Raw genomic sequence first — 15188 nt, 5'->3', positions numbered from 1 at the left:
TTGGCCTCGACCTACACCATTGATCGCAGCATCACCGTAAACGCCACTCCGGCGGCGATCTACCCCTATCTCGCCGACTTTCACCAGTGGATCAAGTGGAGTCCCTTCGACAGCCCGGAGCTCGAGATGAACCGCGAGTACACGGGATCTCCGAGCGGGCAGGGCGCCGAGTTCAGCTGGCTGGTCCCCGCGAACGGCGCGTCCGGCAAGATGGCCATGCTCGCCGCGGCCGAACCCAGCAGCGGACAGGTCCGCATCGACTTCTTGACCCCCAACGACATCACCATCGAGATCGGTTTCGTCCTCGTCGATCAGGGCGCCGACACCGAGGTGCGCTGGTCGCTGGAAGGCAAACACACTCTCATGACCCGCGCCGCCAAGGCGACCGGCATGCTCAACAAATTCGGCAAGCAGGAACTCGACCGCGGCCTCGCGCAACTCAAGGCCGTCGTCGAAGCCGGCGCCTGAGGGGACCGAAATGAGCCCGACGTACACCATCACCCGATCCACCGAGATCGCCGCCCAGCCCGCCCAGATCCACCCGTATCTGAACGACTTCCGGCAGTGGGTGCATTGGTCGCCGTGGGAGGGTGTCGACGCCGACCTCAAGCGTGAGTATTCGGGCGCCGACCGCGGCGTCGGCGCGCGTTACGCGTGGACCGGCAACCGCAAGGCGGGTGCCGGTTCGATGGAGATCACCGCCGACGCCGCTGAGCGGGTCGATGTGCGGCTGGTGTTCTCCCGTCCGATGAAAGCGACGAATGACGTTGTGTTCACACTGGTTTCGTCCGGTGCGGGCACGCGAGTCACCTGGGCGATGACCGGTCCGCACTCGTTGTTCTCGCGCGTGGGCAGCGCGCTGGGCTTCTTCGACCGACTGCTCGGCAAGGACTTCGAGAAGGGCCTCGCGTCGCTCAAGAACGTCGTCGAGGCGGCCTGAGTCCGCGCCCTACCGCGAGTACACCACTCGAGTCCGCAGCACCACGTCGGCGACCGATCGGCGCCGGGAATCGATTGCGCACCAAGCCAATCCGATTGCGAAGAAGACGCAGAGCAGCGCGCGCAGCAGAGCGGTCGCCGGCCGCACGGCCTGCCCGCGCGATCCGACGACCCGCAGGCCCATGATCATGCAGCCTGCGGTTCGTCCGGAAATGGCCCAGCACACAAAGAGATACACGACGGCGAGCGAGACGAACGCCGTCGTGGTCAGCAGTGCCGAGAGCCACGACCAGTCCGGTCTCAGGTTGATCGCGAAGCGAAGCGCCAGTAGCCCCAGGTAGGTCGCACCGATGATGCTCGCCACCACCGCGGCGTCGATCGCCGCTGCAGCTCCCCTGCTCACGACACCTGCGGCACGGTCCGAGTCACGATCGGTACCGTGATGAACATCGTTGTGCCCGTGCGGGTTCGGGGCGTCGACGGCCTCAGGCATCCGCGTCGCCCGGCTTGGCCGCGCGGTTGCGGCCGAGCATCCGCCCGACGAATTCCGCGACCGCGTCGTCGGCGCGCTCACCTCCGCTGCGGACGTCGGTCATCACGTCGGCGGTCACCGACGTCGATGCGTCACGGATGATGGCATTGAGGTCGACGCCGTCGATGATCTCGTCGGCGAGTCCGATCAGGTCGACCTGCCGGATGATCCGGTCGAGATCGACGTGCGCGACGATCGTCTCGATGTCGACCGAGTCGATCACGAACTGGGTGAGGTCCACTTCGTCGGCGAGAGCGTCGACGATGGCCTTGATCAGCTGCGCGACAACGTCATCGATCGTCGACGACACGCGACGCCGGACGCCGCCGACGACGGACCCGACGATCGGAATCGCCTGCGCGACTCGCAGCGGCGCCGTCACCAGCGACCCGACTGTAGACGCGGCGTCGTCGGAGCTCATCGGTCAATCATCGCATGCCACAACAGAAAACCCGCGGGTTGAGCGAACTCAGACCCGCGGGTTCCGGTTGTGCGACGAAGGCCCAGACCTACAGCGCCTCGAACAGCTCGCGAGCCAGCTTGGCGGTCTCCGACGGCGTCTTGCCGACCTTGACGCCCGCGGCTTCGAGAGCTTCCTTCTTGGCCTGCGCGGTGCCCGAGCTGCCGGACACGATCGCGCCGGCGTGACCCATCGTCTTGCCTTCGGGAGCGGTGAAACCCGCGACGTAGCCGACGACCGGCTTGGAGACGTTGGCCTTGATGTAGTCGGCCGCGCGCTCCTCGGCGTCGCCGCCGATCTCGCCGATCATCACGATCAGCTTGGTGTCCGGGTCCTTCTCGAACGCTTCGATGGCGTCGATGTGGGTGGTTCCGATGACCGGGTCGCCGCCGATGCCGATGGCGGTGGAGAAGCCCAGATCGCGCAGTTCGTACATCATCTGGTAGGTCAGCGTGCCCGACTTGGACACCAGCCCGATCGGGCCCTTGCCGGTGATGTTGTTGGGCGTGATGCCGACGAGAGCCTCACCCGGGGTGATGATGCCGGGGCAGTTCGGACCGATGATGCGGGTCTTCTCGCCCTTCTCGACGTTGTAGGCCCACGCGTACGCGGAATCCTGAACCGGGATGCCCTCGGTGATGACCACGAGCAGACCGATCTCGGCGTCGATGGCCTCGATGATGGCGTCCTTGGAGAACGCCGGCGGCACGAACGCGATAGACGTGTCGGCCCCGGTCTCCTTGATCGCCTCGGCGACCGATGCGAACACCGGCAGTTCCACGGTGTTGCCGTCGGCGTCGACGTGGCTGACGGTGGTGCCCGCCTTGCGCGCGTTGACGCCGCCGACAACGTTGGTGCCCGCCTTGAGCATCAGCGCGGTGTGCTTGGTTCCCTCACCGCCGGTGATGCCCTGGACGATGACCTTGTTGTCTTTGTTCAGAAAGATCGACATGTGCTTGCGGCTCCTACTTGTTCGCCAACTCGGCGGCCTTGTCGGCGCCGGCGTCCATGGTCTCCGCCAGCGTCACCAGCGGATGGTTGGCGTCGTTGAGGATCGCGCGACCCTCGTCGACCTTGTTGCCGTCGAGTCGGACGACGAGCGGCTTGTTGGCCGAGTCTCCGAGCTTCGCCAGCGCACCGACGATGCCGTTGGCGACGGCGTCACATGCGGTGATGCCACCGAAGACGTTCACGAACACGCTCTTGACCTGCTCGTCGCCGAGGATGACGTCGAGTCCCGCGGCCATCACCTCGGCCGAGGCGCCGCCACCGATGTCGAGGAAGTTGGCCGGCTTCACGCCGCCGTGGTTCTCGCCGGCGTAGGCGACGACGTCGAGCGTCGACATGACCAGGCCCGCGCCGTTGCCGATGATGCCGACCGAACCGTCGAGCTTGACGTAGTTGAGGTCGTGTTCCTTGGCCTTGAGCTCCAGCGGATCGGTCGCATCGCGATCCTCGAACTCCTCGTGGCCGGGCTGGCGGAAGTCGGCGTTGCCGTCGAGGGTGACCTTGCCGTCGAGGGCGAGGATCTGATCGTCGGGGGTGCGCACCAGCGGATTGACCTCGACCAGCAGCGCGTCTTCGCCGACGAACACCTCCCAGAGCTTCGCGATGGTGACGGCGGCGGCGTCGAGCACCTCCGCGGGCAGGTGACCCTGTTCGGCGATCGAGCGTGCGGTGGCCAGATCGACACCCTTCACGGCGTCGACGGCGACCTTTGCGAGGCGCTCGGGCTTGGTGGCCGCGACCTCTTCGATCTCCATGCCGCCTTCCACCGAGCACATGGCCAGGTAGGTGCGGTTGGCGCGATCGAGCAGGAACGAGATGTAGTACTCCTCCGCGATGTCGCTGGCTTCAGCGACGAGGAGCTTCTTGACAATGTGGCCCTTGATATCGAGGCCGAGGATGTTTTCAGCGTTCGTCTGTGCGTCATCAGGGGTCGGGGCGAACTTCACGCCGCCCGCCTTGCCGCGCCCACCGACCTTGACCTGTGCCTTGATCATCACAGGCTTGCCGATTTCTTCGGCGATCGCCCGCGCGTCTGCGGCATTATCGGTCACCCGACCGGGTGTGGTGGGTACCCCATGCTTGGCGAACAGTTCCTTCGCCTGGTATTCGAAGAGATCCATTCAGCTCACCGTCTCGTTGGTTTGCCGCCCGGTTGGGTGTAACGCGGGCCATATCGGACTTTAAACCTGTCGAATTTCGAGGTTGAGGGCACCTCCCGGGTTGTGCGCCAGGTCACCCGCTACTCGCGAGTAGACACAGGTCAGCGTCCGCTTTATAACGATTGGTACATCACGCCGATCCGTGTTTAGGTGGATCCCGACATGCTGCGACCGGATTGAATTTTGTGATGTGAATCACTGCAACACCGGCAAAACCCACCGAACGTTGGACTTGCCGCAATCATTTCGTTACCGTCAAACGGGTTAGTCACGAAACGGTCACAGCCATCGTCGGGCAAGGCGGCTATCGTCTTACCCCGGACCGGCTGCAGTCGACGCGCGAAAGGATGAGTGCAGAGCCTTGCCAGTACGCGAAGACGCACGTTCGGCGACTCGAAACCCCCGTACGGGAGGTTTCGCTCAGATCTCCGGCGACGAGGTCACCACCATCATTCCGGTCGACGAGTACGACCCCGCGTTCGCCGACCTGGCGTACTCCCGGTGGGAGCAGGCCTCGGCACCGTACTCAGCGGTGATCGACGCTTCGGCGCTCACCAGCACCGAGGGTTACCGCCCCACCCACTCGGAGATCACCCAAGACATCCTGATCCCGGAGAGCGAGTTCGACGACGACCTCGCCACCAGCACCCACCGCGGGTCGCTGCGGACCACCCCGGACGTCCCGGAGATCCCGGCCTACGTCGCCGACGACGATTACGACGCCGTCGGCGAACCCAAGCCGTTCCGGACCAAGACCCCGTCTCCGCGCCGCGGGTCGGGCAAGCACCGCGTCTCCGCGCCGCCGACTGCTCTCAAGGGCGGGCGAGCCGCGCTCGTCGCCATCGCCGCCGGCGCCGCGGTAGCCGCGGCCACCCAGATCACCGCCAACCACGACGACAACGTGGCCGCCACGACGGCTCCCGTCGACCCCGCGGCGGGCACCGTCGTCGATCAGGGGCCTGGCGTGGCACCCGCCGCGTCGAGCGCGGACATGAGCAACTTCACCAAGCAGCTTGCCGTGGGCAAGCAGATCGCCGCTGCCGAGCAGGCTCGCGAGAACTTGGCCCGCAGGCCGATGTTCATGTCGCCCATCCCGCTGGGCGCCTACCAGTTCACCTCGTGCTTCTGCGATCGCTGGGGCTCGTTCCACGGCGGCATCGACATGGCCGCCCCGCTCGGCACACCGATTCACGCCGCGTCCGACGGCGTCGTGATCGCCTCGGGCCCGGCGTCGGGCTACGGCAACTGGATCCAGATCCGCGGCGCCGACGGCACCGTCACCATGTACGGGCACATGGCGACCGCCGGCCTGCTGGTCCAGAAGGGCCAGCACGTCACCGCGGGCGACGTGATCGCTCTGGTCGGTAGCGAAGGCTTCTCCACCGGACCGCACCTGCACTTCGAGGTGTGGAAGAACGGCACCACCAAAATCGACCCGATGCCCTGGCTCGCCCAGCACGGCGTGCGGCTGTCGGCGTACACCGGATAGGTTCTGCGTCTGTTGGAAGGTTTCCTGCTTTCCGAGTGCCGAAGCGACCACCTCCGCTCCTCAGAGCGGCGAGGCGACCACCTCCGCTCCCCGAGTGCCGAAGCGAGCTTGCGAGCTTCGGTGTAACGAGCCTCGACACCGCTTCGCTGGTGGACGCGATAATGCAAGATGCCATGTCCAGTCAAACCTCTGAACTGCGGAGACATGGCATCTTCCTTACAGGGGCCGCGAGACGAACTCGTTGACGCAACCACAATCGCCTCATTCAAGAGTTCCACTGCGCCGAAGTCTTCAACGTGCATGAGCCGATCGCAGCAGCAACACCGACACCGTCCTCGATCGTGTCGCACAGCGGTTGCGCTCCCCGAAACCCGTCCCCCAGTAAGACTGTCGTCTTACCAACCCCTCGTTACACCGAAGCTCGTTCCTCGCTTCGGCACTCGGGGAGCGATGGGGTACGCCGCCCGTACACCGCCGGTTCGGCACTCGGGGAGCGACGGGGAACGCCGCCAGTACAGCACTCGCGGAGCGACGGGGAACACCGCCCGTTCAGCACTCAGGGAGCGTTGGGGTACGCCGCCCGTTCAGCACTCGGGGAGCGACGGGGAACGCCGCCCGTTCAGCACTCGGGGAGCGACGGGGAACGCCGCCAGCACACCGCCCGTACAGCACTCGCAGAGCGACGGGGAACGCCGCCCGTTCGGCACTGGAGGAGCCACGGGGAACGCCGCCTCCCCTACAGCTTCTCGCCGGGCAATCCGCCGAGGGTCATGAAGGTCATCCGCCCGACCTTGCCGCCGAAGTCGAAGGTGATGCGCTCGGTGCTGCCGCTGCCCTCCTTCGCCACGGCCTTACCCATGCCGTACTTGGGGTGGCTCATACGTTCGCCGATGTTGTAGTGGACCTGTTTGTTACGGCCCCGCGCGGGATCCGACGAGTACGACGATCGGCCTCGGCCTGCGCCGAAACTGCTTGTGCCCGAACCATATTCGGTCGACTTGTAGCCGAACGAACCGCCTGACGACCCGAAGTCGCGCGGCCCCCGACGCCGCTCGGTCTTGCGCCAGTCCAGCAGATGCTGCGGAATCTCCTGCAGGAAGCGCGATTCCGGATTCGACACCGGCTGTCCCCACGACGCCCGGGTCACCGAGCGGGTCAGGTATAACCTCTCCTTGGCGCGAGTGATGCCGACGTACGCCAGGCGTCGTTCCTCGCTCAGTTCGGCCGGGTCGCCGAGGGCGCGCATATGCGGGAAATGCCCGTCCTCCCAACCGGTTACGAAGACGACGGGAAACTCCAATCCCTTCGCCGTGTGCAGCGTCATGAGGGTGACGACACCGGATCCCTCGTCGGGCAGTTGGTCGGCGTCGGCGACGAGCGCCACCTTCTCCAGGAACGCGGCCAGCGAACCGGGCTCGGGTTCGCCGTCGGTGTCCTGCGCGCCGACGACCGCTCCGCCGTCGGGATCATCGAAATCGTCGTCGGCCGCCTCGGTGGCTTCCCTGCTGAAATCCCGTGCGACAGCGACCAGTTCGTTCAGGTTGTCCAGACGCGCACCGTCCTGCGGGTCACTCGACGCTTCTAGTTCACGGCGGTATCCGCTGCGATCGACGATGGCGTCGACGAGTTCCCCGATGTCGGGGCCGTCGGTGGTTGCATCCATGAAGGCGACGTCGGCCTCGGCGCTCTCGGCGTCGCCGTAGGTCGCCAGGAAGTCATTGCGGAGCCCCTCGATCAGGTCGACGAAGGTACTGATCGCGCGTACACCGCCCTTGTTCAGCAGTGCCACCTTGCCCTCCGCGGCGTCGAGTAGCCCCTGGTAGAAGGTGATGCCGAGGTTCTCCGCATGCACCGCGACGACGGCTTCGGACCGATCGCCGATGCCGCGGCGCGGCGTGTTGAGGATTCGCCGGACGCTGACGGCGTCGTCGGGATTGGCCACCACCCGCAGGTACGCGATGACGTCGCGTACTTCCTTCCGTTCGTAGAAGCGCGTGCCGCCGACGACTTTGTACGGAATCCCATGCCGCACGAAGACCTCCTCGATGGCACGGGATCCGGTGTTGGTGCGGTAGAAGATTGCGATGTCCGAATACTTCTGGCTCGACGACCCGCCGATCGAATAGTCGGTGAGGCGTTCGACTTCGGTCGCGATGAAATTCGACTCCTCGCGATCGGAATCGGCGACGTACCCGACGATCAGCTCGCCGTCGCCCGAATCGGTCCACAACCTCTTCTCACGCCGGCCGGCATTCCTCGAGATCACCGCGTTGGCCGCGGACAGGATCGTCTGCGTCGATCGGTAATTCTGTTCCAGCAGAATGGTTTCCGCGTTCGGGAAGTCGCGCTCGAACTCTTCGATGTTGCGGATCGTCGCGCCGCGGAAGGCGTAGATCGACTGGTCCGCGTCGCCGACGACGCACAGCTCCGACGGCGTCAACCCGTCTGCCGTCGGCTCCTCGCCGACCAACTCCCGCACCAGAACGTACTGCGCGTGGTTGGTGTCCTGATATTCGTCGACGAGGACGTGCCGAAACCGCCGCCGGTAGTACTCGGCGACGGCCGGATGCTCACGCAGCAGCGCGACGGTCTCGCCGATGAGGTCGTCGAAGTCGAAGGCATTGGCCTCACGCAGACGGCGTTGGTAGATGCGATAGATCTCGGCGATCTGCTTGGCGGTCGGCTCGCTGTCGGCGGTGTCGTCGATCGCCTGTTCCGGCCCGATCAGCTCGTTCTTGTAGTTGGAGATGATCACGCCGACGCCGCGCGGCGCGAACTTCTTCACATCGAGGTCGAGGTCGCGGATGATCATGCCGAGCAGTCGATGCGAATCGTCGGCGTCGTAGATCGAGAAATTGGAGTTCATCCCGGTCAGCAGTGCCGACTGCGCGCGCAGTATCCGCACACACGTGGAGTGGAACGTGGAGACCCACATGAAGTTGGCGCGCGGACCGACCAGTCCGATGACGCGCTCGCGCATCTCGGCGGCAGCCTTGTTGGTGAACGTGATGGCCAGCACCTGCCCCGGCGAGACATCACGGGCGGCGAGCAGGTAGGCGATTCGCCTGGTCAACACGGCGGTCTTACCCGATCCGGCGCCCGCGACGATCAGCAGCGGGGGGCCGCTGTGCAGCACGGCAGCCCGCTGCTGCGGGTTGAGTCCGTCGAGTAGCGGGGCGATCCGATCAGAGTCGGTGGAGTGCGTGGCTGGTGCTGTCATATCGGTTGCCAAGGCTACTCCGGCCCACTGACAACGCGGTCGGTCGATGCCTGCGCGGGTCACCGCACGACCGACCGATAACATTGCGATCGCCAAATCGCGCTTCATGAGGAAGTCGCGCTGATCACGGGGGGCCTCGATGAACCATCCCAGCTATTCGATGCCCGCACGCAACTCTTCGACGAAGGCCCCGCTCGCGGTGGCGCTCGCAGCGTTGGTGCTGGTCACGGCGGTGATCGTGTCCTTCATTCCGTTTCCGCGGACGGGGTCGGGCGGTCCGGGACCCAACTTCACCGCACTGCGGGCCGCCGATGAGATCGCGTTCCAGATGGCCGGTAAGTCGGGCATCAAATACAGCGGATCCTTCACCTCCGGCGGCAGCAAGTACGGCGCGGCGTCGAACCCGGGCCGCGAGAAGACATTCGAGTTCACCGACCTGGTCGTGACCACGTCGGGAAACGCGGAGGGCACACTGATCTTCGCCGGGCATCGCGCGCAGTACCGCGTGCTCGCCAACCGAACCTTCGTCAACGCCCCGAGCTCCTTCTGGAAGGCGGTGCTCGCGGCTCCGTCCGACGGCTACGACTGGGCCAACGTCGATGACAAATGGGTCATGTCGAAGGGATCGGGCGTCCCGAACCTGAGCGCACTGCTCGCGCCGCTCAACATGGGGATGCGGCTGGTCACTCCGACCGTCAGTTCGACGTCGGCGCCCGGCCCCGCGGTCGACCCGGACGAACCGAGACTGCCCGACAGCAGATTCTGGGCGACTCAGGTCCCCGACGTCGAGCTCACCGGCAACACGTTCACCATCGACGATCTGACGACGACCTTCGATCCGAAGTCGCGTGACGTCACGAGAATCGTGGGGCTGTACCGCAACTACACCGAGTCCGCCAAGCTCGATCTGACCGTTCAACCGGCGAACGACGCGGCGATCGGCAAGGTCTACACCGGCGGTCGCGCACTCATTCCCGAACTGGCGGCGGTGCCCGTCATCGCCGCGACCCCCGCGATCGAGCGCCCGTCGGCCAAGCGCGTTGGCCCCTGCTCGGCGTCGGGGTGCGCCTTCGACGTGACCCTCACCGGTTCCCTGGTGAACGCCTCAACCGTCGTCGAGGGCTACACGAACTACGGCGTCAAATCGTCGGTCGTCGCCGGCGAGTCGACGCTGACCAGCGACTGCGACCGCGTCGTGCGTGTCCCCGTGAAACAGGATGTGACCTATCGGTGCACCGCCCACGGCGCCCCGCCGGGGAGCACCGTGTCGATGTCGTTCACCGGCACCAAGTACCTGCCGATTGCGACCTACTCAACCGCCATGCTGACCTCCGACGTCGACAACAACCAGAAGGCTGGTGCGACGTCGCCGCGGCTGGTGCGCACGGGCAGCAAACTCTCCGACGCTGAGAAGTACAACTTCCAGGTCACGGGAAACCCGTCGACGATCGGTGTGCGGGCGGGTGACTACACCTTCGACGGCTTCAGCCCGTCCGGCAAGTACTACGTCGCCCTGGCACCGGGATACGCCGATCACGTCAAAGACGGCAGCTTCGACGAGGCCTGGTCGGGATATTCGACGCTCGTGTCGCAGGCTCGACGCCAAGTCGATGCGGCGTCGGGCACCGCGATCATCTGGTACGTCAGCGAACACGAGGCCCTCGACGCATTCGGCAAACTTCTCACTACCGCGGGCGTCACCTCGATCGAGGTGTCTGACCGACCCGCATCGGCCTGATCAGCGACCGTTGCGCCCATCGGTCGGCCGACTGACTCGTCGCCCGGTGATCAGCGATATTGTCGTATCGACGCGATACGATATGCCCGAAAATTGCGTCGGGGGTTTCAGCAACCTCGAATAGACGGTCACGTGACGATCGAGAGGCATGAGCGATGGCGACGAACTTTCCTCCGGGACCGGGTGCCCCCGGGTCCGCCCCGTACGGACCGGCGGGACCTGCTGGACCGGGCGGCCCGGGAGGACCCGGGGCTCCGATGGCGCCTCCCGGCCCGGGCGCGCCACAACCGGCTCCGGCGGCGAAAGGCGGCAAGGGGCCGCTGATCGCCCTGATCGCGGCGGCCGTGCTGCTGGTGATCGCTCTTGCGGTGTCGTTCATTCCGTTCCCGCACTCCAGCGACGGCGGCCCGACTGCGGCGTTCCGCGCGCAGCAGGAACTCGACAAGGTGGTCTTCAAGTTCGGGCAGACCGCCGGTGCGAAATTCTCCGGGACACTGAAGTACACCTACACCACCTCGACGAACCCGACCGAAGACTCGATCGAGTTCAAGAATTTGGTGGTGTCCAGCGCCAACAACTCCGAGGGCACGATCAAGCTCGACACGCAAGAAGCGCAGTATCGCCAGATCGGCAACAACGTCTACGCGAACGGCCCGAAGGAGTTCTGGACCAAGCTGATCCCCAATGCCCCGACGTCGCTCGACCTGGACTCGGTGGCCTCCAAGTGGGCCGACACCGACGGCACCGGACTCCTCTGGCTGGGCAGCTTCTTGTCGCCGCGCAAACTCGCCGGCCGCCTCGCCATCGGCGACTCCGCCGCAAGCACGTCGCTGGGTCAGGAACTGCCCGCACCCAACAACGGGTTGCCCGACGCTCGCTTCTGGCCGACATCGGATCCCAAGGTCACCATGACCGGCAACACCATCACGGTCGGCAGCATGACCACGACCTTCGACCCGGAGAGCAAAGAAGTCACCCACATCAAGGGTTCCAGCACCACCGCCGACGGCATCAAGTACACGATCGACACCGATGTCGCGCCGATGACCGACAACGATCGGGAGAAGCTGTTCGCCAACGAGCGGTCGTTCGCACCCGAGCTGCTCGCGGTGCCCGCACCCGGCATCGGTGTCCGCGACCCGATGATGAGCGCCGTCTCGAACGCCGGTTCGTGCACGTCGGCGCTGTGCCAGTTCGCCTGGGATCTGCAGGGCAAGCTGCGGTCGGACACCTACCGCACCGGCTACATCAACTACGGCATGAACGTCTCGTTCACCGCCAACGGAAACGCGGTGGCCTCCCCGTGCAGCAAGGTGGTCCGGGTCGATTTCGGCTCCACGACCCGCGCCAACTGCGACGCCGTGAATCTCGGCAACCTGCCCAACGGTACGTCGATCCGTGCGAACGTCTCCAACTCGAAATACCTGCCGTTCAACACCAAGACGAGCGACAACTTGTCCAACATCATCGACAAGAACGAGGCGGCCGCCAAGCAACAGATCACGTTGGTGCGGACCGGTACCAAGCGACCGGGTGACGCGACGAAGTACAACTATCAGATCACCGACATGCCGTCGGTGTACGCCGTCAAGCAGGGCGACTATGAGTTCGACGGTTTCGGTCCGGCCGGTTCGTTCTTGATCACCCTGTCGACCGGATACGACCAGCATGTGAACGGGGGCGTCTTCGACCCGAACTGGGCGGGCACCAAGACGCTCCTCGAGCAGGCCAAGCAGCAGGTCGCGGCGGCCGGAAACATCCACATCGTGTGGTTCACCGCGGAGGAGAACACCGCGACGGCCGCCAAGGCGCTGCTGGCCTCGGCGGGCATCACCGACCAGAAGGTCGACGTCTACTACAGCAAGCTGGAGTCCTAGGAGGTACCTGACGAGCGAGGGGTCTCGTCTCCGCTGGTTGAGCGAGGCGTCCCGTCTCCGCTGGTTGAGCGAGGCGTCCCGTCTCCGCTGGTTGAGCGAGGCGCAGCCGAGTCGAAACCACCGGTGGACACGAAATCCGTTGTGTCACCGTGGTTTCGACACGGACCTCGGCTAGCGCTACTTCGACGTGCGCTACCATCAAATGCATTGTGGTACAGGGGTTTCGACACGCTCGTCGCTAGCGCTCCTCGCGGCTCAACCAGCGGAAGGGGTACCGATCCACCAGCGGAAGGGGTACGGCTCAACCAGCGGAAGGGGTCCGGCTCAACCAGCGGAGAGGTACGGCTCCACCAGCAAACGGCACCTAGCCCAGCAGTTTCGCCTCGGCCACTTCCCCGACTCGGCCGGCACCGGTGTGCAGGGTGAGGCCGGGGCTGCGCGGCGACAACTCCAACGCACTGCCATGCCCGGCGAGCTGGAGGTAGACGACGTGCAGACCGGCGTCGACGAGGAAGCGCACGGGTGCGCCGTCGCCCAACCGCAGCTCGGCGACACCCGCGGTGTTCGCGCAGTAGCTCAGGGCGACCGTCCACGACCACTGCACCAATGGGCCGTTGAGCCGAATCGCGCGTGGTCCACGCACTTCTGGACGTCGGCAGGTGCCCGCCCCGGCGTCGAAGAGTCGGGCGCTGGTCACTCCGCCCGGCACCAGTCGGCCCTTGGTGTCGAGCACCATCAGGTTCGACGTCGACGTGACGATCGTCGGTCCGTGCCGCAGGCCGCCGAACACCCGGCTGATCTGATTGTCCGGGAAGGTAACGGGCAGCAGCACTTCCAGTGGGACCGCCTGATCGAACATCGGGAAGTCGGGATGTTCGGCGAACGCCGCCCGACCATTCGCCAGGTACGCTCCGGTCGGATTGTCATGCCAGGATCGCCCGAATGTCACAGTGGTCCACAGAGATGAAATAGCAAGTGCGGCAACGACTGTCGCTGCAATCGGGACCGCGACCCGACGGTGCGGCTGCGCCGTGGCGCCGACCTGTTCACGCGGGGGCGAAATCGCCACCAGCACAATGGCAATCGCGAGGACCATCGCGGCGTCGGGCAGATACCGCAGCGCCTCGGCGAGTTCCAATGCCGTCGTGACCGCCGACCGATTCCACATCACCGGCACCTGCGCCCCGACGACGTAGATTGCGGCACAAGCGAATACCGCCGCGGCTCCGCGGAATCGCAGCAGCGCGAAGACGCCTGCCGCGACGACCGCGGCCCAACCGAGTGCGATCAACCAGATCGGCGCGGCCGCCATCGGCGGCGACGGTATCCATCGATCCCATATCCACGGACCACCGATCAGCGCCGGAACGATCGCGTTGTTCACTGTGCGCCAGACCAGCTTCGCGGTCTGGGTCAGCGAGTGACCGCCCGACGTCGCGTCGGTGGCGGTCAGGAAGATCACCGCCCACACGCCGGTGACGACGGCGAGTGCCGCCCACAGCGCGCGAGCCCGGGTGAAGGCGACGGTCAGCGGCGTCGTCGGGACGGTGGGTCGAGAATCGACGCGCGGAGCGGCGACGGGCACTGAGTCCTCCACCCGTCGATGCCGCCCGGTGTCGGCCGGCGCGGTCGAGGCAGCCGCGACGTCGGCCGCGTTTCCGTCGCTCGCGGCAGGCATCCGCCAGCGCACCCACAGGACCGCCGCGACGAAGGCCACCGGCGCGATGAACAACGCCTTCTCGAAGAACATCAGCCCGACGAGCAGAATCAGCGTCGAACGCACGACGATCACCCGGCGTCGACGATCATCGACGTCGCCCGCACACAACAGCAACGCGTCCCCGACGATCCACGCCATCGCCGCCTGCATCGGCAGCGAGTTGAGCCCAGCCGACCACCAGACGAAGGCCGGCACCGTCATCGGCGAGAACAGGTAGAACGCGAAGGCAGCGAGTACCACCACCCGACGTCGGGTCAGGCCGGCCTCGGCCGACGATCCGGCGACGAGATTCAGCATCCGCCACACCGCCGCCGCCGCGATCACCGAGAAGACGACGAGTACGGCCGCGGGAAGCGCCCACCTCAGCGGCGCGATCTCGTTCGCCAGACCCGCGACGAAGAAGGCTCCCGGCATGAAGTGGCCGTCGTGGTTCTGAGTCAGATAATCGAGGCTGACGATGGAACTGCTCGACGCCCGGCCGATGACGATCAGATCGTCCCAATAGAAGTTGCCGGTCGCCACCAGCGTGATCCGCACGGCGGCTTGAATCGCCATCAGTGCCACGCCAAGCGTCACGAACAGGGTGGATCGGTGGGCTCGTATCACTCGACGCATGGTAGTGGACGCGCCCAAGTCGCCCTCGGCACGCGGCGTGGCAAAATCGTCTGTCGTGACCGATCCTCAGCCCCCCATCGATCTGTCGTCCTACAACCTCGACGACGACGTGTCCGCCCTGCCCGACGACATCGACGTCTTACGTCTGGAGATCGACCGCCTCGACGCGGTGATCCTCGGCGCCATCAAACGACGCTCCGCGGTGTCGAAGAAGATCGGTGCGGCACGGATGGCTTCCGGCGGCCCTCGCCTGGTACACAGCCGCGAGGTGAAGGTGCTCGACCGGTTCGCCGAACTGGGGCAGGAGGGGCACACATTGGCGATGCTGCTCCTGCGATTGGGGCGTGGACCGCTGGGGCGGTAGCGGTCGCCCGAGCGGAACGCGCGGGTGCGGTAGCCCAATCTTTGCCTAACATCGCGTGTGAGTCGC

The 15188-nt window shown here is 65.7% G+C and carries 12 protein-coding genes; 6 read left to right on the top strand and 6 right to left on the bottom strand.

Going from position 1 to position 15188, the window contains the following annotated elements; genetic code table 11:
* Together HH308_RS04675 and HH308_RS04670 are read left to right on the top strand one after the other, a co-directional pair.
* Nucleotides 1-468, top strand: coding sequence for an SRPBCC family protein (locus HH308_RS04675; RefSeq protein WP_170193023.1), 468 nt, complete (start codon nt 1-3; stop codon nt 466-468).
* A gap of 10 nt (nt 469-478) precedes the next feature.
* The gene (locus HH308_RS04670; RefSeq protein WP_170193022.1) at nt 479-940 is read left to right on the top strand and encodes an SRPBCC family protein; all 462 of its coding nucleotides are present in this window, start codon (nt 479-481) and stop codon (nt 938-940) included.
* Between the two features lie 9 nt (nt 941-949).
* Here HH308_RS04670 and HH308_RS04665 read toward each other — a convergent pair whose 3' ends face one another.
* From HH308_RS04665 to sucC, 4 genes are all read right to left on the bottom strand, one after another.
* A complete protein-coding gene (locus HH308_RS04665; RefSeq protein ID WP_312870379.1) occupies nt 950-1342 on the bottom strand; it encodes an RDD family protein in 393 nt (130 codons plus the stop codon).
* A gap of 82 nt (nt 1343-1424) precedes the next feature.
* On the bottom strand, nt 1425-1892 hold the full coding sequence (locus tag HH308_RS04660) for a hypothetical protein (RefSeq protein WP_170193020.1): 468 nt from the start codon (nt 1890-1892) through the stop codon (nt 1425-1427).
* 88 nt (nt 1893-1980) lie between these two features.
* Nucleotides 1981-2883 carry a succinate--CoA ligase subunit alpha gene (gene sucD, locus HH308_RS04655; RefSeq protein WP_170193019.1) on the bottom strand — a complete coding sequence of 301 codons (903 nt, stop codon included), beginning with the start codon at nt 2881-2883 and terminating at the stop codon, nt 1981-1983.
* 13 nt (nt 2884-2896) lie between these two features.
* Nucleotides 2897-4060: an ADP-forming succinate--CoA ligase subunit beta gene (gene sucC, locus HH308_RS04650; protein WP_170193018.1), complete on the bottom strand. Its 1164-nt coding sequence runs from the start codon at nt 4058-4060 to the stop codon at nt 2897-2899.
* Nucleotides 4061-4460: 400 nt separating this feature from the next.
* Between sucC and HH308_RS04645 the strand changes: the two genes are divergently transcribed.
* Entirely contained in the window at nt 4461-5588 is a 1128-nt protein-coding gene (locus tag HH308_RS04645) for a M23 family metallopeptidase (protein WP_170193017.1), read from the top strand.
* Between the two features lie 736 nt (nt 5589-6324).
* Here the strand turns inward: HH308_RS04645 and HH308_RS04640 are convergent.
* Nucleotides 6325-8808 (bottom strand): UvrD-helicase domain-containing protein, encoded by a 2484-nt coding sequence (locus HH308_RS04640; protein WP_170193016.1) that lies wholly within the window; start codon nt 8806-8808, stop codon nt 6325-6327.
* A 139-nt stretch (nt 8809-8947) separates the two neighbouring features.
* Between HH308_RS04640 and HH308_RS04635 the strand changes: the two genes are divergently transcribed.
* Together HH308_RS04635 and HH308_RS04630 are read left to right on the top strand one after the other, a co-directional pair.
* Complete coding sequence (locus tag HH308_RS04635; protein WP_170193015.1) at nt 8948-10546, top strand: Tox-REase-5 domain-containing protein; 1599 nt, start codon at nt 8948-8950, stop codon at nt 10544-10546.
* A 257-nt stretch (nt 10547-10803) separates the two neighbouring features.
* A complete protein-coding gene (locus HH308_RS04630) occupies nt 10804-12423 on the top strand; it encodes a Tox-REase-5 domain-containing protein (protein ID WP_170193014.1) in 1620 nt (539 codons plus the stop codon).
* A gap of 364 nt (nt 12424-12787) precedes the next feature.
* Here the strand turns inward: HH308_RS04630 and HH308_RS04625 are convergent, their stop codons facing one another.
* Nucleotides 12788-14758 carry a hypothetical protein gene (locus tag HH308_RS04625; protein WP_170193013.1) on the bottom strand — a complete coding sequence of 657 codons (1971 nt, stop codon included), beginning with the start codon at nt 14756-14758 and terminating at the stop codon, nt 12788-12790.
* On the opposite strand from HH308_RS04625, the gene HH308_RS04620 reads away from it, so the two are divergent.
* Nucleotides 14757-15122, top strand: a complete 366-nt coding sequence (locus HH308_RS04620; RefSeq protein WP_376767164.1) for a chorismate mutase — start codon at nt 14757-14759, stop codon at nt 15120-15122. The two genes, HH308_RS04625 and HH308_RS04620, sit on opposite strands and share 2 nt — an antisense overlap.
* Nucleotides 15123-15188 lie beyond the last annotated feature (66 nt).

This window comes from Gordonia asplenii (assembly GCF_012933505.1).
Classification (GTDB): Bacteria; Actinomycetota; Actinomycetes; order Mycobacteriales; family Mycobacteriaceae; genus Gordonia; species Gordonia asplenii.
This window is presented reverse-complemented; position numbering and strand designations above follow the sequence as displayed.

Coding starts and splice junctions, on each gene's coding strand:
- HH308_RS04670 (WP_170193022.1), top strand. CDS start 479: ATGAGCCCGACGTACACCATCACCCGATCCACCGAGATCGCCGCCCAG.
- HH308_RS04660 (WP_170193020.1), bottom strand. CDS start 1,892: ATGAGCTCCGACGACGCCGCGTCTACAGTCGGGTCGCTGGTGACGGCG.
- sucD (WP_170193019.1), bottom strand. CDS start 2,883: ATGTCGATCTTTCTGAACAAAGACAACAAGGTCATCGTCCAGGGCATC.
- sucC (WP_170193018.1), bottom strand. CDS start 4,060: ATGGATCTCTTCGAATACCAGGCGAAGGAACTGTTCGCCAAGCATGGG.
- HH308_RS04640 (WP_170193016.1), bottom strand. CDS start 8,808: ATGACAGCACCAGCCACGCACTCCACCGACTCTGATCGGATCGCCCCG.
- HH308_RS04635 (WP_170193015.1), top strand. CDS start 8,948: ATGAACCATCCCAGCTATTCGATGCCCGCACGCAACTCTTCGACGAAG.
- HH308_RS04630 (WP_170193014.1), top strand. CDS start 10,804: ATGGCGCCTCCCGGCCCGGGCGCGCCACAACCGGCTCCGGCGGCGAAA.
- HH308_RS04620 (WP_376767164.1), top strand. CDS start 14,757: ATGGTAGTGGACGCGCCCAAGTCGCCCTCGGCACGCGGCGTGGCAAAA.
- HH308_RS04625 (WP_170193013.1), bottom strand. CDS start 14,758: ATGCGTCGAGTGATACGAGCCCACCGATCCACCCTGTTCGTGACGCTT.